Below are 18022 nucleotides of genomic sequence, written 5' to 3' on the forward strand. Positions count from 1 at the left end.
CGCTCACACCGCGTCGCGCAACACCGCCTCCGCGCCCTTCCAGCCCATCAGCATCGCCGGCGCGTTGGTGTTCCCCGCGATGATGTTCGGAAAGGCGCTCGCGTCGATCACCCGCAGCCCGCCCATCCCATGCACCCGAAGCCCCGCGTCTACCACGGAAGCCGAGGCATCCCGCCCCATCCGGCAGGTGCAGCTCGGATGGTAGACCGTCCCCGACCGCTTCCGGAAATCGGCGATGAGCGCCTCGTCCGTCACCACCTCCGGTCCCGGCCGCAGCTCCTCCCTGATCAGCCGCGCCATCGCCGGTTGCGCGGCGATGCGGCGCAGGAACTTCACCGCCGCCAGCATCTCCTCGACGTCATTGTCGGTCGAGAACGCATTGGCAGCGATCGCCGGATGATCCTCTGCCCGCGCCGTCCGCAGCCGGATCTGCCCCCGGCTGGTCGGGCGGCAGTTCGACAGGCCGATCGACATCCCCGACCAGGGGTCCGGCGTCAGCAGGGGCCGCTCGCCCTCGCGCGGGATCAGCGTCGAGAAGGCCTGGAAATAAAGCTGCATGTTCGGCCGGTCGAGGTCGGCCCGCGTGCGGAAGAACCCGCCGCCGTGGTTGATCGATTTCGCCAGCGGTCCCCCGCCGCCGATGAAATACTGCAACCCCGCGCGCAGCTTGCCCCACCAGGGCCGCAGTTCGTCATTGTAGGTCGGCACCGTCATCGACCAGGTGTAGTTGATCCCCTGATGGTCGCTCAGATGGTCGCCCACGTTCGGATTGTCCCGGACCACCGGGATCCCCAACCCCTGCAACAGGGCCCCCGGCCCGATCCCGCTGAGCTGCAGAAGCTGCGGCGAGTTGACGGCACCCGCCGCCAGGATCACCTCGCCCCTCGCCCGCAGGATGCGCGTCTCGCCGCCCCGGCGATACTCCACCCCGACCGCCCGGCCGCCCTCGACCAGGACCCGCGTCGCCAGCGCCCCCGTGATCACCGCGAGGTTCGCACGCTTCATCGCCGGCCGCAGGAAGGCCCGCGCCGCCGAGTTGCGCCGCGCGTTCCTGATCGTCATCTGGTAGACGCCCGCCCCCTCCTGCGCCGCGCCGTTGAAATCCGGGTTTTCCGCCAGGCCCGCCTGGCCGCAAGCATCGACGTAACTCCGGACCAGCGGATGCAACCCCGAGCGGTTGGCCGAGATGAAGAGCGGCCCTCCCGTCCCGCGCCAGTCATCCCCGCCCGCCTCGTTGTCCTCCATCGCCCGATAGGCCGCCAGGCAGTCCTCCCAGCCCCAGCCGGGGTTCTCGCGGCCCCAGTCCGCATAATCGGCCCGGTGCCCCCGGATCCAGACCATCGCATTGATGCTTGAGGATCCGCCCAGGATCTTCCCCCGCGGCCAATGGTCCCGCGCGCCGGCCAGCCCCGGATCGGGCTCGGTCCTGTACAGCCAGTTCACCGCCGGATCGTAGAAGAGCTTGCCGTAGCCCAAGGGCAGCTGGACATAGAACCGCCGGTCCGTGCCCCCCGCCTCCAGCAGCGCGACCCGATGCTTGCCCGAGGCGGTCAGCCGTTCGGCCAGCACGCAGCCCGCCGACCCTGCGCCCACGATGATGTAATCGCTCTCGTCCATCCGCGCGCCCCCGTCTTCGTCCGCGACCCTAGCGGCGGGGAGACCCCGGAACCGTCCGGTTTGCGACAGCGAATGTCGCGCCCGGCATGGCTCCTCGTTCGACTTCGTCTCCTCCTCGCCCCGCCGCGAGGAGTGACGAAGTCATCGACGAGCCTTTACCCTTCGACCGCGAAACTCGGCGCGCAGTCCACCGGAAAGTTCACCGAGCGGGCGATGAAGCAGACCTCGTGGATCCGGTGGTGGATCGCCTCGGCCGCCGCGAGGTCCGTTCCCGGCTTCACCACCACATGCGGCCGCAGCACCGCCTTCACGAACCGCCCCGCCCCGCCGCGCCCAACCTCGCCCACCCCCAGCGGACTGTCGGAATACCCCGTCACCACGATCCCCGCATCCGAGGCATAATGCAGATACCACAGCATGTGGCAGGCCGAGAGCGCCGAGAGGAGCAGGTCCTCCGGGTTCATCTTTCCCGGATCGCCGCCAAGGAGCGGGTCGTTCGAGCAATGCACGGGGGCCTTCCCCGGCACCGCGATGTCCCAGGTCCGGTCATAGGCCCGGTAATGCGCCGTCCCCTCGCCCCGGTTGCCGGTCCAGAGGATGCGGGTGGTGTAGTCGTGGTTGGGCATGGGGGCCTCGTTGGCGGCTTTCGCAGGGTGCGCTGTAGCGCACCCTACCTCCCCTTCCAGACCGGGTCCCGCTTTTCCGCAAAGGCCCGCGCGCCCTCCAGCTGATCCTCGCTGGAATAAAGCCGGTCCACCGTCGGCAGCAGCCGCTTCGAGACCCGGTTCAGCGCGTCCTGGAAGCGCATGTTCTCCGCCTCGCGCACCACTTCCTTGATCGCGGCATAGACCAGCGGCGGGCCGCTTTCCAAGAGCCGGGCCAGGTCCCAGGCCTTGGCCAGCAGTTCCTCCGGCGCGCAGATCTCCTTGACCAGCCCCCAGCGGAACGCTTCCTCGGCGTCGAACCAGCGGCCCGTCAGCAGCAGGTCCATCGCCACATGATAGGGGATCCGCTTCGGCAGCTTGATGCTGGCGGCATCGGCGACCGTCCCCGACCGGATCTCTGGCAAGGCAAAGGTCGCATTCGTCGAACACAGGATCAGGTCCGCCGACAACGCCAGCTCCAGCCCGCCGCCGCAGCAGATGCCCTGCACCGCCGCGATCACCGGCTTGTTGAGGTTCGGCAGTTCCTGCAAGCCGCCGAAGCCCCCCACCCCGTAGTCGCCGTCCACCGCATCGCCCTCGGCCGCCGCCTTCAAGTCCCAGCCGGGGCAGAAGAACTTCTCGCCCGCCGCGCGCAGGATGCAGACCCGCAGGCTGTCGTCGTCGCGGAAGTCGCGGAACACCAGCCCCATCACCCGGCTGGTCTTCAGGCTGATCGCATTCGCCTTGGGCGCGTCCAGCGTGACCTCCAGAATCGCCCCCTCGCGCCGGGTCTTCACCGGCCCCTCGACCCGCATCTCCATCTCGGCCATCATGTCCTCCTGACCAGTGCATCAACCGCCACGGCGCCGCTTTCCCGCACCATGACCGGGTTGATCTCGATTTCCTCGAGGCTCTCGTCCGCCAGCATCAGCGCGCCCAGCCTGACCGCCATCGCCGCCACGGCCCCCATGTCCGCCTTCGGCCGCCCCCGATAGCCGTCGAGCAGCGGCCAGAGCCGCAGGCCCTTCGCCGCTTCCAGCACCTCCGCTTCCGTCACCGGCAGCACCAGCGTCACCGTATCGGCCAGCACCTCGGCCGTGACCCCGCCCATGCCCAGCGTCAGCGTCACGCCATAGACCGGGTCGCGGCGCAGGCCCAGGAGCACCTCGGCCACCGCGCCCGTCACCATCTCCTCGACCAGATAGCCCTGGGCCCCCGGCATCTCCGCCTGCCCCTCCAGCGAGGCCAGCCCGAGCCGCACCGCCCCGGCCTCGGTCTTGTGCGCGAATCCCAGCCCTTTCAACGCGTAGGGTGCGCCAAAGCGCACCTTCCCGGCGACCTCCGCCAGCGTCGCCCCGGACACGGACCCCGGCACCGCCACCCCCGCCCCGGCCAGAAGCGCCTTCCCCTCGGCCTCCGACAGCATCCGCGTCTCGCGCGGGGGCAGCGCCGGAACCGGCCGCCAGCCCGCCACGCCCGCCGGGGTCTGTGCCGCCTTCAGCGCCGCCAGCGCCGTCTCCAGTCCCAAGAGGGCGCAGACGCCCTCCGCCATCATCGCCTGGACCCGCGCCTCGCCGAAGTTCTCGGCCATCGAGGCGACCGGAAAGGCCGGCCGCCCCACCGCCTTCTGCGCCTCCACGATCGCCCGGAAGGCCGGATCATAGCCCGAAGGATCGCAGCGGTCGGCGCGGGGCGAGTCGATGATGTAGATCCCCGCGTCATAGGCCTCCAGCATGGCCGAGAACACCTCGGTCGTCTTCGGCCCGTCGCCCCAGATGAAGGTGTGGTAATCCAGCGGGTTGGAGATCGTGGGAATCTCGCCCAGCACGGCGAAGAGGCGATCGTGCGTCGCCTGCGGCACCGGCGGGAACCCGATCCCGAAGGGTTCCGCCAGGTCCGCCACCAGCCCCGCCTCGCCCCCCGAACAGGAGAGCGAACAGAGCCGCCGCCCGATCTGCGGCCCGTGGACATGGAAGATCTTCAGCGTCTCGACCAGTTCGGACGGAGTGTTCACCTCCGCCACCCCCACCTGCCGCAGGAAGGCGCTGGAGGCCGCCCCCCCGCCCGCCAGCGACGCCGTATGCGAGGCCGCCGCCGTGCGCGACAGCTCCGTCTTCCCCGACTTGATCGCGACCATCCCCTTGCCCATCGCCCGCGCCTTCCCGGCCAGGGCGGCGAAGGCCGGGGCATCGTCGATCCCCTCGATGTAAAGCCCCACCGCCGTCACCCGCGGATCGTCCAGCAGCGCCCCGGTCAGCCCGGCCAGGCCCACCACCGCGGCATTGCCCAGGCAGGCGACATAGGCCACCGGCAGCCCCCGCTGCTGCATCCCGAGGTTGATCACGATGTTCGAGGACTGGCTGACCAGCGCCACGCCCTTGTCCACCCGCACCCCGCCATGCTGGTCCGGCCAGAGGAGCGCGCCATCCAGGTAATTGATCACCCCATAGCAGTTCGGCCCGAGGATCGGCATCTCCCCCGCTGCCGTGACCAGCTGGTCCTGCAACCCGGCCTCGCCCGCCTCCTCCCAGCCGGAAGCAAAGCATATCGCGCCCCCCGCCCCCATCGCGGCAAGCTCGGCCACCACGTCGATGGTGGCAAAGCGGTTCACGCCGATGAAAGTCGCATCCGGCGGCTCGGGCAGGTCGGCGAGGCTGGCATAGGCCTTCATCCCCCCGATCTCGGCCTTGGTCGGATGCACCGGCCAGACCGAGCCGTCGAAGCCCATCTTCCGGCATTGCTCGATCACGTTCAGCGCCCAGCCGGCGCCCAGGACGGCGATGTGGCGCGGGCGGAGGAGACGGTCGAGGCGGCTCATGCCCGGCCTCCTGCTGCTGCATCGGCCGCCGGGGGCGCTTCGCCCCCCGGACCCCCCGAGGATATTTGAGAACAGAAGAAAGCCGGAAGAGAAGAAGCAACGCCTCGCCCGGACCTGCCGGACGAGGCGCCTTCTCCCGTTACGGTCATCGGCGTCCCCGCCTGTACCGTGATCCCAGCTTGACGATTCGGAGTTAACATTTCGTTGCTTCTTCTGTTCTCAAATATCCTCGGGGGGTCCGGGGGTGTGAAACCCCCGGCGGTCGGCCCGAGGTGGCTCATTCCGGTGGCTTGCGGTCCGCGTGGCCAAGGTCCCGCTCGGGCCAGGCATGGTCGCGCAGGCGTTGTTTCAGGACCTTCGCCTCGGGGAAGCCGCCGTCGGCCTTCCGCTCCCAGAGCTGCACGCCGTCCGCGGTGATCAGGAACACCCCGCCGGTTCCCGGTATCAGCGTGACCGAACCGATGTCCTCGCCAAAGCTCGACAGCAGTTCCTGCGCCAGCCAGGCGGCGCGCAGCATCCAGTTGCACTGGGTGCAATAGGTGATCGTGACGGCGGGGCGCATCAGCCGCCCACGGCCCGAAGGAGTTCGCGGCTGATGATGTGGCGCTGGATTTCGCTGGTGCCCTCCCAGATCCGTTCCACGCGGCTGTCGCGCCAGATGCGTTCCAGCGGCAACTCGTCCATCAGCCCCATGCCGCCATGGATCTGGATCGCCTCGTCGGCCACCATCGCCAGGACCTCGGTCGCCTTCAGCTTGGCCATCGACATGTCGGCCTCGGTCACCGTGCCCTGGTCGTATTTCCAGGCCGCCTCGCGGGTGAGGAGTTCCGCTGCCTTCAGCTCCATCGCCATGTCGGCCAGCTTGAAGCTGATGCCCTGGAACTTGCCGATCTGTTGGCCGAACTGCTTGCGCTCCGCCGCATACTTGATCGCATGGCCAAGCGCGCGTTCGGCCCGGCCGAGACAGGTGGAGGCGACTTGCAGCCGGGTCGCGCCGAGCCAGGAATTCGCCACCTCGAAGCCCTTGTGGACCTCGCCCAGCACGTTCGCCGCCGGAACCCGGCAGTCGTCGAATTCCAGCACCGAATTGGTGTAGCCGCGGTGGCTGACGTTGCGGTAGCCCTCGCGCACGGTGAAGCCGGGGGTGCCCTTGTCGACGAAGAAGGCGGTGATCAGCTTCTTCGGGCCGCGCGGGGTCTGTTCCTCGCCGCTCGCCATGAAGCAGATCGCGAAACCGGCGAGGTCGGCGTGGGAGATGAAATGCTTGGTCCCGTTCAGCACCCAGTCGGTGCCGTCCTGCCGGGCGGAGGCCTTCATCCCCCGCAGGTCGGACCCCGCGCCGGGTTCGGTCATCGCAAGGCAATCCCAGGTTTCCCCGCGAATACAGGGCATCAGATAGCGCTCGCGCTGGTCCGCGTTCCCGGCCAGGAGAATGTTCGACGGCCGCGCCACGGTCGTCCAGTGCAGGGCGTAGTTCGCCCGGCCCAGTTCCTTTTCGTAGAGAAGCCAGGACAGCGTATCGAGCCCCGCGCCGCCCAGCTCCACCGGCATGTTGGCGGCGTATAGGCCTGCCGCCATCGCCTTCTGCTGGATCTCCCGGATCAGCTCCAGCGGCAGGTGGCCGGTGCGCTCGACCATCTGCTCATGCGGGTAAAGCACGGTCTCCACGAAAGCGCGGGTCGTCTCGACGATCATCGCCTGTTCTTCGGTCAGTCCGAAATCCATCGCCCTACTCCTTCTTCTGCCCGACCGCCCGGCCCGCGCCCTCCGGCAGGGGCAGGCCCGCATGGGCCTCGGCGATGGCCTTCAGCTTGCCCCAGACCTCGGGCGCCGCCGGCACCGTCTTGCCCACCTTCATGTCGACATGCAGGCAGAGCTGCTCCACCGTCGCCACGCAGTCCTCGCCGCGCAGGATGCGCACGAAGGAGCGGAAGCGTTTCTCGTCGGCGGAGAGGATCTGGATCGTCCCGGTCAGCCGGTCGCCCAGCTTCGCCTCGCCCAGATGGCGGATATGCGTCTCGGCGGTATAGAAGGAATGCCCCGCCGCCACATAGTCCATCCCCGCCCCGATCAGGCGCAGGAAGTTGTCGATGGTTTCCGAACAGGCGAAGAGATAGCGGCTTTCGGTCATATGGCCGTTGTAGTCGATCCAGCCCGGCAGCACCTGCATCTGCGCCATGACCAGCGGCACGGCCTTCGGGCCGGTGTCGAGCGTCGCATGGAAGGCCGCCGCGCGGCGTTCGTCATGCTCGCGGAGCACCTTGCCCGCGCCCCAGTTCCGCTCCTTCAGCGCCCGCAGGAAGCCGACGAGGTTCTGGTCGCGGATGCGTTCCAGCTCGCGGATGCCATACATGCCGGACTGGGCGTCGGACTGGCCTGCCACCAGGTCGACCAGTTCGTCGTTGAATTCGGGCACGTCCATCAACTTGGACCAGGGCCATTTCAGCGCCGGGCCAAACTGGGCCATGAAATGCTTCATCCCGGCCTCGCCGCCCGCGATGCGGTAGGTCTCGAACAGGCCCATCTGCCCCCAGCGCAGGCCGAAACCCATGCGGATCGCCTCGTCGATTTCCTCGGTCGTGGCGATGCCGTCCTTGAGCATCCACAGCGCCTCGCGCCAGACGGCTTCGAGGAAGCGGTTGCCGAGGAAGGCGTCGATCTCGTGCCGGATCACCAGCGGGAACATCCCGATGTCCTTCATGATCTGGACGGTCTTTTCGACGATGGCGGGTGGGTTTGCGGGGGAGCCGGAGACCTCGGACAGGGGCAGCAGGTAGACCGGGTTGAAGGGGTGCGCCACGATGATGTTTTCCGGGCTGACCGCGGATTTCTGCAAGTCCGAAGCCTTGAACCCGCTGGTGGAGGAACCGATCAGCACGCCGGGGTTCGATTGTTGCAACTGGGCATAGACCTTGTGCTTCAGCTCGATCCGTTCCGAGACGCTTTCCTGCACATATTCCGCGCCTTCCACCGCCTCGCCGATGGTGCCGTGGAAGGTGAGTTTCCCTTCCGGCGGCATCGGCACGTCGCTGAGCGCGGGAAGGGCAGCGCGGGCGTTGGCCAGCACCTCGGCGATCTTGCGTTCGGCCTGCGGGTCGGGATCGAAGACGCCCACGTCCCAGCCGTTGAGAAGGAACCGCGCGGCCCAGCCGCCGCCGATGACCCCGCCCCCGATGATTGCCGCCTTGCGCGCCATGCTCTTTCCCTCAGTCAATGCAGATGCCGACCGTCTTGCCGGTCTCGTCCAGGTAGTCGAAACAGCCGAACATCGGCGTCACCGGGGAACAGGTCCCCTCGTCCGCCAGACACTGGCCGATGCAATCCGTCTTCTTCGTGCAGGCCTTGCCCGCATCCGGCTGCGGCAGGAAGCAGACCTCGTCCGGCAGCAGCCCGCCGCGCCCGACCGTTCCGCCCTGCATCAGGCATTCCGCCCGCTCCGCCTTGCCCAAAGGCTTGCCCTGCGGCCCGGCGGGGGTCTCCCCGACACAGGCCGCCAGCGCAAGCACGGCCAGCAGCCAGACCGGCCGCAGCCTCACTTCGCCACCGGAGCGCGCTTCTCCAGCTTCAGCCGCGCCCGCACCTCGGCCGGGGTGATCACCCGCGCGCCCAGGTTCTCGATGATCGTGGCCGCGCGTTCCACCAGCTGCGCATTGGTCGCCAGCACGCCCTTGTCGAGCCAGAGGTTGTCTTCCAGCCCCACCCGCACGTTGCCGCCGCCCAGCACCGCCGCCGCGACATAGGGCATCTGGTGACGCCCCAGCGAGAAGGCCGACCAGTGCCAGTCCGGCGGCACGTTGTTGACCATCGCCATGAAGGTGTTCAGGTCGTCCGGCGCGCCCCACGGCACGCCCATGCAAAGCTGCACCAGCACGGGTTCCGGGATCACGCCTTCCTTCACCAGCTCCTTCGCCAGCCACAGGTGGCCGGTGTCGAAGGCCTCGATCTCGATCCTGACGCCCGCCGCCGTCATCCGCCTGGCCATGTCGCGCAGCATGCCGGGCGTGTTGACCATCACATAATCGGCCTCGTTGAAGTTCATCGTGCCGCAGTCCAGCGTGCAGATCTCGGGGCGGCAGTCGACCACATGCGCCACCCGCTCCGCCGCGCCCGCCATGTCCGAACGCGGGCCGATCCGGCCCATGTCCTCGGTTCCCTCGAAATAGATGTCGCCGCCCATCCCCGCCGTCAGGTTCAGCACCACATCCGTGTCGCTGTCGCGGATGCGTTCGGCCACCTCGCGGTAGTATTCCAGCTTGCGGCTGGGCTTGCCGGTTTCCGGGTCGCGGACATGGCAATGCACCACCGCCGCGCCCGCCTTGGCCGCCGCGATGGCGCTCTCTGCGATCTGTTTCGGCGAACGCGGCACATGCGGGCTGCGGTCCTGCGTCCCGCCCGAGCCGGTGACGGCGCAGGTGATGAAGACTTCGCGGTTCATGGTCAGCGGCATGGCATCCTCCCCTTGGGCTTGCCCCCCACTTTAGCCACCTTGCGCGCCGCCGCTTTGCACTTTACGAAATCCCGATGACGGAAAACGCGATCTTCTCGCCTTCGGACCAGCCGCTGAGCATCGCCCTCTTCGTGCTGCCCCAGGCCTCGATCCTCGAGGTCGCCTCGGCGCTCGACCCCCTGCGCAACGCCAACCGGCAACTGGGGTCCGAGGCCTACCGCTGGCGCGTCGTCACCCCCGACGGCAGGCCCGCGCCGCTGACCTGCGGGATCGAACTCCCCTCCTCCGGCCCCCTCGCCCATGCCGCCGGGGCCGAGGCGCTGATCGTCGTCGCGGGCTACCGGCTGCACCAGGTGGCCACGCGTCCCCTGATCCGCGACCTGCGCCGCATCGCCCCGCGCTTCCAGCTGGTCGGCGGCATCGACGCCGGTCCCTGGGTCCTGGCCCGCGCCGGGCTTCTCGACGGCTACCGCGCCACCGTGCATTGGGAGGACCTCGAGGACCTCGCCGCCGCCCATCCGCATATCGACGTGGTGCCCGACCGCTTCGTGATCGACCGCAACCGCGTGACGATCTCGGGCGCGGCCCCGGCAGCGGATTTCATGCTGCACCTGATCCGCGCCCGCCACGGCGCGGCCCTGGCCCGGCAGGTCGCGAACAGCTTCCTGACCCGCGCCCGTCCCGGGCACGAGCCGCAGATCGCCCCGCCCCGACCCGAGCCCGCGCTCGATCCCCGCGTCGCCGCCGCGCTGGCCCGGATGGAGGCCCGGATCGACGCGCCCGAATCCATGGCCGAGACCGCCCGCGCCGTCGGCCTCTCGCCCCGGCGGCTGGAGACCCTGTTCCACCAGGCGCTCGGCACCACCCCGGCCGCCCATGCCCTCGGCCTGCGCCTCGCCGCCGCGCGCCGGATGCTGACCGACACCCGCCATCCCCTGGCCGAGGTCGCGCTGCGCACCGGATTCTCCAGCCCCGCCACCCTGTCGCGCGCCTTCAGGGCCCGCTTCGGCCAGCCGCCCGGCGTGTTGCGCAGACCCTGATCAGGCCGCGTCCAGCAGCCCCCGGCCTTTCAAAAGCGCCTCGACCCCCGGCATCCGGCCGCGGAACTGCAGGTACAGCGCCTCCGCCTCCTCCGACCCGCCGGCCGAGAGGATGAACCGTTCCAGCCTCGCCGCCGTCTCGGGATCGAACGGATCGCCCGTCTCCTCGAAGGCCGCGAAGGCATCGGCGTCCATCACCTCGGACCACATGTAGCTGTAATAGCCGCTGGAATAGCCGTCGCCACTGAACACATGCGAGAAATGCGGCGTCGCATGCCGCATCCGGATCGCCCGCGGCATCCCCAGGCCTTCCAGCACCTCGGCCTGTTTCTGCATCGGATCGGCCGGGGGGCTGCCGGTATGGAACTCCAGATCCACCATGGCGCTGGCGACGAATTCCACCGTGGCAAAGCCCTGGTCATAGGTGCTGGCGTCCAGAAGCCGCCGCAGCATGTCCGCTGGCATCGGTTCCCCGGTCCCATGATGCCTCGCATGCGCCTCCAGCACCGCGGGCACCTCCAGCCAGTGCTCGTACAGCTGGCTCGGCAGTTCCACGAAGTCCCGCGCCACCGAAGTGCCGGAGATGAACCCATAGGTCACATCCGACAGCATCTGGTGCAGCGCATGGCCGAATTCATGGAACAGCGTCCGCGCATCGTCATAGGACAGAAGGCAGGGCTCCCCCTTGGCGAAGTTGCAGACGTTCACCACGATCGGCCGCACCTCGCCGCCCAGCTTGCGCTGCGACCGCATCGCCGAGCACCAGGCGCCCGACCGCTTCGACCCGCGTGCGAAATAGTCGCCCAGGAAGACCGCCACATGCCGACCGTCGCGCGTCACTTCCCAGCCCCGCACGTCCGGGTGATAGAACGGCCCCTCGATCTCGCGGAACTCCAGCCCGAACAGCCGGCTCGCGCAGTCGAACATCGCCCCCAGCATCGCCTCCAGGCCCAGGTAGGGCTTCAACGCCGCCTCATCCAGGTCATGCTCGGCGCGGCGCCGCTTCTCGCTGTAGTAACGCCAGTCCCAGGGCTCCAGCGGCCCCGCGAACCCGTCCGCGCGCAACATCCCTTCCAGCACCGCGGCATCCGCCAGCGCCTTGGCCCGCGCCGGCGCCCAGACCCGCATGAGCAGGTCCCGCACCGCGCCCGGAGTCTTCGCCATCTCCGGCTCCAGCTTGAACGAGGCGAAATCCGCATAGCCCAGCAGCGCCGCCCGCTCGGCCCGCAGCGCCAGGGTCTCCGCCGCAATCGCCCGGTTGTCGGTATCGCCCCCATTCGCGCCCCGCGCGACCCAGGCCTCATAGGCCTTCTCCCGCAAGCCGCGGTTCGGCGAGAACTGCAGGAACGGCACGATCAGGCTGCGGTTCAGCGTCACCACCGGCCCCAGCCCCTTCTCCGCCCCCGCCGCCCGCGCCGCCTCCTGCACGAAACCCGGCAGCGCGGCCAGGTCTGCCGGCGCAAGCTCCATATGCCAGGCCCGCTCATCCGCCAGCAGATTCTGGCCGAACCGCGTCCCCAGCACCGCCAGCCGCGCCTTCACCGCCGTCAGCCGCTCCGCCGCCGCCCCCTCCAGCGCCGCGCCCGAGCGGACGAACATCCGCCGGTACAGCTCCAGCACCCGCAACTGCTCGGCGCCGAGGCCCAGCGCCTCGCGCCCCTGCCACAAGGCGTCGATCTTCGCGAACAGCGCCTTGTTGTTGATGATCTCGCTCGAGAACGCCGACAGCTTCGGCGCCAGTTCCCGCATCAGCGCCTCGCGCGCCTCGGTGCTGTCCGCGCCCGCCAGGTTGTAGAATACCCCCGACACCCGGTCGAGGTCCTCCTCCGCCAGTTCCAGCGCCTCGATCACCTCGGCAAAGGACGTCCCCGGCCCCTCGGCAACCGCCAGGGTCGCCGCCCGAGCCCGCGCCAGCGCCTCGTCGAAGGCCGGCCCGAAATCCTCGTCCCGGATGCGCGCGAAGGGCGGCAGGCCGAACGGAGTATCCCACTTTTCCAGAAGCACGTTCATCGCAACTCTCCTTTGCCGCGAAAGCTAGGCCCCCGACCCCGCAAGGTCCACCCTTCCTCTTGGCCGAAATACTCCCAGGGGGTTTGGGGGCAGGATGCCCCCATCACCGAGGAGGAGGGCGCAAGCCCCGACGACGAGACAAGGGACCTGCGCCGTCAGGCGCTCGAGTCACGAAGCGTCCCGCCCGCGCGAGCGCATCCGCGCCTCGAACCGGCGCAAGAGCAGTGACAGCCCGATGGTCATCACCAGATAGAGGAAGGCCGCCACGTTGTAGGTCTCGAAATAACGGAAGTTCCCCGCCGCCGTGACCTTCGCCAGCTGCGCCACGTCGGAGATCCCCAGCACCGCCACGAGGCTGCTGTCTTTCACCATTGCGACGAAATCATTGCCGAGCGGCGGCAGGATCAGCCGGAACGCCTGTGGAAATCGAACCAGCCGGAACCGCTGCCAGCCATTCAGCCCCAGGGCCATCGCGGCCTCGACCTGGCCCTTGTCCACCGCCTGCAGGCCGGCCCGGAAGATCTCGGCCAGGAAGGCGGAATAGGCCAGCATCAGCGCCAGCACCGCGCGGTGGAGAAGCGGCACGTCCCGCGTGCGCAGCACATCCTCTCCCGCCAGAAGGTTCACGCCCGAGACCAGCCCCGGCACCAGCACGAAGGCGACGTAGAGGAGAAGCACGATGATCGGCACGCCCCGCATCACCTCGATGTAAAGCCGCGCCGCCTGCCGCAGGACGAGATGCCTCGACAGCCCCATCACCGCCAGTCCCAGCCCGATGACGCAGGCCCCGAGATAGGCCACCACCGCCACCGCCAGCGTCACCCCCAGCCCCTTGGTCAGGATGCGCAGCGCCCCGGCATAGACCTCGTCCGACAGCATCTCGTACAAAAGCCAAAGGCCGGTGACCGCAAGGATCACCAGCCACCAGGGAAAGTCGCGTTCAGGCTCTGCGTTCGGCGTCATGCGGTTGCCCCCGGAGCCGGCCGGGGGCGGCCCTTCACTCGCCCATCTTGTAGTCGACGAACCACTTCCGGTTCAGCCCGTCCAGCGTCCCGTCCGCCTTCATCGCCGCGATCGCCGCATTGACCGGCGCCACCAGGTCCGAGCCCTTCGGGAAGATGAAGCCGAAATCCTCGCTCGCCAGCGGTGCGCCGATGATCTTCAGCCCCCCGTTCGAAGCCGCCACATACCCGTTCGCCGCCGTCGAATCCGACAGCGTCAGGTCCACGTCGCCCGCCTTCAGCGCCTCGAGCCCCGCTCCGAAGGTCTCGAACTTGATCACGCGGGGGTTCTCCTCGTTGCCGTCCAGGATCTCGTAGACCGCCGCGTAGAAGGGCGAGGTCCCCGGCTGCGCGCTGACCAGAAGCTCCGGGTCCGCCGCGAAGGAGGCCGCGTCGGTGAACCGCGCCTCATCGCCGCGCACGATCATCAGCATCTCCGACCGCATGTAGGGCTCCGAGAAATCGACCTGCTCCTTGCGCTCGTCCTTGATGGTGATCCCGGTCATGCCGATGTCGTACTGGCCCTCGGCCACCGCCGGGATCATCGCATCCCAGCTGGTGTTCTGATATGTCACCGCCAGGTTCAGCCGCTTGGCGATCTCGGCCATCGCGTCATATTCCCAGCCGACCGCCTGGCCCTCCTTGTCGATGAACTGCAGCGGCGGATAGGCGTTCTCGGTCACCACCACGACCTCGCGGCCCGCCAGATCCGGCAGGTCCTGCGCCATGGCAGGCAGGGTGGACAGGGAAAGCCCCATCAGGACGGCGGTCAGTTTCATCGGTCAGCTCCCGGCTGGTATGTCCGCCGCCGACTATGCCACCTGCGCCCGCCGATGCAAGGCCGCGGCTCAGGCCCCCCAGACTGCCTCGCCCAGCGCCGCGTCCAGCACCACCGCCGCATCCGCCGCGCCGGTCCAGTCCTGGCCCGAGGTCACGATACAGCTGATCCCGTCGCCGCCATGATGCACGACCGTCCAGGTTCCCATCAGCTCCGAGGCCCAGAGCTCCATCGTCATCCCCTCCGCCGTGACCTGGGTCAGGCGCGGGGTCTCGTCGAAGTCATGCCGCAGGGTGACGGCCACCACGTTGCGCGCATCGCAATAGCTCTCGGTCAGCGACAGCGCCTCCTCGGCGCGCGGAACGGGCGCGGCCGCAAGCGCCACGGTGACGCTCAGCCCCACCCCGCCCAGGTAAAGGCCGGTCCTTCCCAGGACCGGGGCAAGGCTCTGGAACATCGGTGACATGACCATCGGGTTCCTCCGATTGCTGCTGCCCAGGGACAACGTGCCCCGCCCGCCCCAGTTCCCCGGCGCCGCGCCTCCCCCAGCCACCACCGCCGGAGGCAGCCATCTTCCCGGCCCGTGCGACATCGGCCGGCGATTCACCCACCCTACCCCCTTCCCAGCCGGACGGATCCGGTCCACAAAACGCCCATGGATCCCGCCACGCTCACCGCCACCGCGCTCGCCGCCCTGATCCGCAGCCGCCGGCTCTCGGCTCTCGAGGCGGTGCAGGCCAGCCTCGCCCGTATCGACCGGCTGAATCCCGGCCTCAACGCCATCGTCCAGCGCATGGATGACGCGGCCCTGGCCCAGGCCCGCGCCATCGACCAGCGCCTCGCAAGGGGAGAGGACCCCGGCCCCCTCGCCGGCGTGCCCGTCACCGTCAAGGTCAACGTCGACCAGGCGGGCCAGGCCACCACCAACGGCTTGCGCCTCCAGGCGAACCGCCTGGCAACCGGGGACAGCCCGCCCGTCGCCAACCTCCGCCGCGCCGGCGCGGTCATCGTCGGCCGCACCAACACGCCGGCCTTCAGCTTGCGCTGGTTCACCCGCAACAGCCTGCACGGCGCGACGCGGAACCCCGCCTTCCCCGGCCTGACCCCCGGCGGCTCCTCCGGCGGCGCCGCCTCGGCCGCCGCCGCCGGACTCGGCCCGATCGCGCATGGCACCGACATCGCGGGCTCGATCCGCTACCCGGCCTACGCCTGCGGCATCCACGGCCTCCGCCCCGGTCTCGGCCGCGTCGCCGCCTTCAACGCCACCGGCGGCGACCGGCTGATCGGCGGGCAGCTCATGGCCACCTCCGGCCCCCTCGCCCGTTCCGCCGCCGACCTGCGCCTCGGCCTCGCCGCCCTGTCGCAGCCCGACCCGCGCGATCCCTGGTGGACCCCGGCCACCGCCGCCCCCTACGCCAGGCGCGCCGCCCTGGCCCTTGCCCCCGACGGTCTCGCCACCGATCCCGCGCTTCGCGACGCCCTCACCGCCGCCGCCCAGACCCTCGCCTCCCACGGCTGGGAGATCGGCACCCCCGCCCTTCCCCCCTTCCGCGAGGCGATGGAGCTGCAACTCACCCTCTGGCTCTCCGAATTCGCCCTCGGCGGGGCCGAGGCCGTCGCCCGCGAGGCGGATCCCGACGCCAGCTTCGTCCATGCCGAGTTCCTGAAACTCGCCCCGCCCCCGACGCTCGAGACCTTCATGCGCGCCCTGCAATCCCGCGCCCGCCTCGCCCGCCTCTGGCGTGGCTTCTTCACCGACTGGCCGGTCCTCCTGACCCCCGTTTCCGGCCGGCTTCCCTTCCCCGACCACTACGACACCTCCTCACCGCAAGCCTTCGCCGAGGTGATCGAGGCCCAGATGCCCCAGATCGCGCCGCCCTTCATGGGCCTGCCGGGCCTGACCGTCACCACCGGCCGCACCGCCACGCATCCCCTGGGCATCCAGGCCCTCGCCGACCGGGGATGCGAGCACATCCTCCTCGACCTGGCCGACCTCCTCGCCCCGGAAATCCCCGCAACCTAGGCCGGGCTTCAGCCCAGCTCCTCCCCGCCCGCCGCCAAGGCCCTCGACCTGCCGGCTGCGCTACAGCGCACTAAACCCGCAGGTCGGCACCACGCAGGCGCCCCTCAGTGCCGCCCTCCGCAGACCTCGCACTCCGCCCGCCGCTTCACCGCGATCACCCGCGTCTCGGCAAAGAGGGCATCGTGGATCATCAGCCGCCCCGCCAGCCCCTCCCCCGCCCCGGTGACCCATTTCACCGCCTCCATCGCCATCATCGCCCCGATCACCCCCGGCAGCGGCGCGGCCACCCCCGCCTCGGCGCAGGTCGGCACCAGGCCGGGGGCCGGCTTCACCGGAAAGACGCAGGCATAGCAGGGCGCCCCCGCCGCGGGATGGAACAGGCTCAGCTGCCCCTCCCATTGCGTGATCGCGCCACTGACCAGCGGCACCCCGGCCGCCACGCAGGCCCGGTTCACCAGGTAACGGGTGTCGATATCGTCGGTCCCGTCCAGCACCAGATCATATTCCGCCACCAGCTCGCGGGCGATCTCCCCGGTCAGACGGCGGTGATAGGGCCGGACCTCGATGAACGGGTTCAACGCCCGCATCGCCGCCTCGGCCGAGAAGACCTTGGGCATCCCGATCCGCCCGTCGGTGTGGATCACCTGCCGCTGCAGGTTCGACCCCTCCACCACGTCGTCGTCGATCACCCCGATCGTGCCCACCCCCGCCGCGGCAAGGTACAGCAGGACCGGAGACCCCAGCCCCCCCGCCCCCACGACCAGCACCTTCGCCGCCTTCAGCCGCTTCTGCCCCGGCCCGCCGATCTCGCGCAGGATGATGTGGCGGGCATAGCGGTCCAGTTCCGCCTCGCGGAACGTCCCCGTAGCGACAACAGGGGCGGCCAGAGCCCGCCGCCGCAGCAGCGCCCGCAGGACCTCGCGGTAGCCCAGCGCCAGCGCCGCCAGCAGGCCGGCGACGGCCCAGGCCCGGAAGTCGCCGCCCGTGACGCGCGCCAGCGGGTTCTCCACCTGCATCGGCAGATGCACCAGCAGCAGCAGGACCCACCAGCCCGCCGCAGCCGCAAGCAGCCAGCGCTCGCCCCAGCCGCGCCAGCGCCCCAGCGCCCAGAGGCCCAGAAACCCCAGGACCCCGATCACGAGCCGATCCCGGTCGAGCCGAACCCCCCCGTCCCCCGCGCCGTCTCGTCCAGCCCGTCCACTACCGCGAAACCCGCCTGCACCACCGGGGCCACCACCACCTGCGCCACCCGGTCGCCATGGCGGATCCGGAACGGCTCGGGCCCCAGGTTGATCAGCGACACCCCCAGCGGCCCCCGGTAATCCGAATCGATGGTGCCGGGCGTGTTCGGCAGCGTGATCCCGTGCTTCGACGCCAGGCCCGAGCGCGGCCGCACCTGCATCTCATAGCCCTCCGGCACCGCCACCCGGATCCCGGTCGGACAGATCGCCCGCCCCATCGGCGGCAGCACCAGCCCCGCCTCGCGCGCCTCCGGCGGGAAGTTCGCGCAGAGATCCGCCCCCGCTGCCCCCGCGGTCTGATAGGCCGGCAAGGGCAGGCTCCGGTCGGCCCAATCCTCCCAGACGACACTCACCACCGGCCGCATCGGTTCTGCCATTTTCTGTCCCCAAATATCCCCGCCGG

17 protein-coding genes are annotated in these 18022 nt (G+C 69.7%); 2 read left to right on the forward strand and 15 right to left on the reverse strand.

Going from position 1 to position 18022, the window contains the following annotated elements; all coding sequences use genetic code 11:
* Positions 1-3 precede the first annotated feature (3 nt).
* From I7S92_RS13580 to bcoG, 9 genes are all read right to left on the reverse strand, one after another.
* Positions 4-1617, reverse strand: a complete 1614-nt coding sequence (locus I7S92_RS13580) for a GMC family oxidoreductase (RefSeq protein WP_197645220.1) — start codon at positions 1615-1617, stop codon at positions 4-6.
* Positions 1618-1772: 155 nt separating this feature from the next.
* Positions 1773-2243 carry an OsmC family protein gene (locus tag I7S92_RS13585; protein WP_197645222.1) on the reverse strand — a complete coding sequence of 157 codons (471 nt, stop codon included), beginning with the start codon at positions 2241-2243 and terminating at the stop codon, positions 1773-1775.
* 44 nt (positions 2244-2287) lie between these two features.
* Positions 2288-3082 carry a carnitinyl-CoA dehydratase gene (locus I7S92_RS13590; protein WP_386003985.1) on the reverse strand — a complete coding sequence of 265 codons (795 nt, stop codon included), beginning with the start codon at positions 3080-3082 and terminating at the stop codon, positions 2288-2290.
* Positions 3083-3090: 8 nt separating this feature from the next.
* Positions 3091-5079, reverse strand: coding sequence for an acetate--CoA ligase family protein (locus tag I7S92_RS13595; RefSeq protein ID WP_197645226.1), 1989 nt, complete (start codon positions 5077-5079; stop codon positions 3091-3093).
* A 277-nt stretch (positions 5080-5356) separates the two neighbouring features.
* Positions 5357-5641: an Rdx family protein gene (locus tag I7S92_RS13600; RefSeq protein ID WP_197645228.1), complete on the reverse strand. Its 285-nt coding sequence runs from the start codon at positions 5639-5641 to the stop codon at positions 5357-5359.
* Positions 5641-6804, reverse strand: a complete 1164-nt coding sequence (locus I7S92_RS13605) for an acyl-CoA dehydrogenase family protein (RefSeq protein ID WP_197645230.1) — start codon at positions 6802-6804, stop codon at positions 5641-5643. Before I7S92_RS13605 ends, I7S92_RS13600 begins: the two co-directional genes overlap by 1 nt.
* Positions 6805-6808: 4 nt before the next feature.
* Positions 6809-8275, reverse strand: coding sequence for a carnitine 3-dehydrogenase (locus tag I7S92_RS13610; protein ID WP_197645232.1), 1467 nt, complete (start codon positions 8273-8275; stop codon positions 6809-6811).
* A gap of 10 nt (positions 8276-8285) precedes the next feature.
* Positions 8286-8615, reverse strand: coding sequence for a hypothetical protein (locus I7S92_RS13615; RefSeq protein WP_197645233.1), 330 nt, complete (start codon positions 8613-8615; stop codon positions 8286-8288).
* Positions 8612-9526, reverse strand: coding sequence for a 3-dehydrocarnitine:acetyl-CoA trimethylamine transferase BcoG (bcoG, locus tag I7S92_RS13620; RefSeq protein ID WP_197645234.1), 915 nt, complete (start codon positions 9524-9526; stop codon positions 8612-8614). The genes I7S92_RS13615 and bcoG overlap by 4 nt, the downstream gene beginning before the upstream one ends.
* A 74-nt stretch (positions 9527-9600) precedes the next feature.
* Between bcoG and I7S92_RS13625 the strand changes: the two genes are divergently transcribed.
* On the forward strand, positions 9601-10566 hold the full coding sequence (locus tag I7S92_RS13625; protein ID WP_197645235.1) for a GlxA family transcriptional regulator: 966 nt from the start codon (positions 9601-9603) through the stop codon (positions 10564-10566).
* On the opposite strand, the gene I7S92_RS13630 is transcribed toward I7S92_RS13625, so the two are convergent.
* The 4 genes from I7S92_RS13630 to I7S92_RS13645 form a co-directional block, all read right to left on the reverse strand.
* On the reverse strand, positions 10567-12576 hold the full coding sequence (locus tag I7S92_RS13630) for a M3 family metallopeptidase (RefSeq protein ID WP_197645236.1): 2010 nt from the start codon (positions 12574-12576) through the stop codon (positions 10567-10569). It abuts the gene before it with no gap.
* 168 nt (positions 12577-12744) lie between these two features.
* Positions 12745-13539, reverse strand: coding sequence for an amino acid ABC transporter permease (locus I7S92_RS13635; RefSeq protein WP_197645237.1), 795 nt, complete (start codon positions 13537-13539; stop codon positions 12745-12747).
* A 34-nt stretch (positions 13540-13573) separates the two neighbouring features.
* Positions 13574-14356, reverse strand: coding sequence for a transporter substrate-binding domain-containing protein (locus tag I7S92_RS13640; protein WP_197645238.1), 783 nt, complete (start codon positions 14354-14356; stop codon positions 13574-13576).
* Positions 14357-14425: 69 nt separating this feature from the next.
* Positions 14426-14827, reverse strand: coding sequence for a hypothetical protein (locus I7S92_RS13645; protein ID WP_197645239.1), 402 nt, complete (start codon positions 14825-14827; stop codon positions 14426-14428).
* 183 nt (positions 14828-15010) lie between these two features.
* Here I7S92_RS13645 and I7S92_RS13650 point away from each other — a divergent pair, with 183 nt between their 5' ends.
* Positions 15011-16378, forward strand: coding sequence for an amidase (locus I7S92_RS13650; RefSeq protein WP_197645241.1), 1368 nt, complete (start codon positions 15011-15013; stop codon positions 16376-16378).
* Between the two features lie 104 nt (positions 16379-16482).
* On the opposite strand, the gene I7S92_RS13655 is transcribed toward I7S92_RS13650, so the two are convergent.
* Both I7S92_RS13655 and dut read right to left on the reverse strand, forming a co-directional pair.
* Positions 16483-17517: a HesA/MoeB/ThiF family protein gene (locus tag I7S92_RS13655; protein ID WP_354001334.1), complete on the reverse strand. Its 1035-nt coding sequence runs from the start codon at positions 17515-17517 to the stop codon at positions 16483-16485.
* On the reverse strand, positions 17514-17984 hold the full coding sequence (dut, locus tag I7S92_RS13660) for a dUTP diphosphatase (RefSeq protein ID WP_197645310.1): 471 nt from the start codon (positions 17982-17984) through the stop codon (positions 17514-17516). The genes I7S92_RS13655 and dut overlap by 4 nt, the downstream gene beginning before the upstream one ends.
* Positions 17985-18022: the final 38 nt, after the last annotated feature.

The organism is Tabrizicola soli, from assembly GCF_015999335.1.
GTDB classification, from domain to species: domain Bacteria; phylum Pseudomonadota; class Alphaproteobacteria; order Rhodobacterales; family Rhodobacteraceae; genus Tabrizicola; species Tabrizicola soli.

Coding starts and splice junctions, on each gene's coding strand:
- I7S92_RS13580 (WP_197645220.1), bottom strand. CDS start 1,617: ATGGACGAGAGCGATTACATCATCGTGGGCGCAGGGTCGGCGGGCTGC.
- I7S92_RS13585 (WP_197645222.1), bottom strand. CDS start 2,243: ATGCCCAACCACGACTACACCACCCGCATCCTCTGGACCGGCAACCGG.
- I7S92_RS13590 (WP_386003985.1), bottom strand. CDS start 3,082: ATGGAGATGCGGGTCGAGGGGCCGGTGAAGACCCGGCGCGAGGGGGCG.
- I7S92_RS13595 (WP_197645226.1), bottom strand. CDS start 5,079: ATGAGCCGCCTCGACCGTCTCCTCCGCCCGCGCCACATCGCCGTCCTG.
- I7S92_RS13600 (WP_197645228.1), bottom strand. CDS start 5,641: ATGCGCCCCGCCGTCACGATCACCTATTGCACCCAGTGCAACTGGATG.
- I7S92_RS13605 (WP_197645230.1), bottom strand. CDS start 6,804: ATGGATTTCGGACTGACCGAAGAACAGGCGATGATCGTCGAGACGACC.
- I7S92_RS13610 (WP_197645232.1), bottom strand. CDS start 8,275: ATGGCGCGCAAGGCGGCAATCATCGGGGGCGGGGTCATCGGCGGCGGC.
- bcoG (WP_197645234.1), bottom strand. CDS start 9,526: ATGCCGCTGACCATGAACCGCGAAGTCTTCATCACCTGCGCCGTCACC.
- I7S92_RS13625 (WP_197645235.1), top strand. CDS start 9,601: ATGACGGAAAACGCGATCTTCTCGCCTTCGGACCAGCCGCTGAGCATC.
- I7S92_RS13630 (WP_197645236.1), bottom strand. CDS start 12,576: ATGAACGTGCTTCTGGAAAAGTGGGATACTCCGTTCGGCCTGCCGCCC.
- I7S92_RS13635 (WP_197645237.1), bottom strand. CDS start 13,539: ATGACGCCGAACGCAGAGCCTGAACGCGACTTTCCCTGGTGGCTGGTG.
- I7S92_RS13640 (WP_197645238.1), bottom strand. CDS start 14,356: ATGAAACTGACCGCCGTCCTGATGGGGCTTTCCCTGTCCACCCTGCCT.
- I7S92_RS13645 (WP_197645239.1), bottom strand. CDS start 14,827: ATGGTCATGTCACCGATGTTCCAGAGCCTTGCCCCGGTCCTGGGAAGG.
- I7S92_RS13650 (WP_197645241.1), top strand. CDS start 15,011: ATGGATCCCGCCACGCTCACCGCCACCGCGCTCGCCGCCCTGATCCGC.
- dut (WP_197645310.1), bottom strand. CDS start 17,984: ATGCGGCCGGTGGTGAGTGTCGTCTGGGAGGATTGGGCCGACCGGAGC.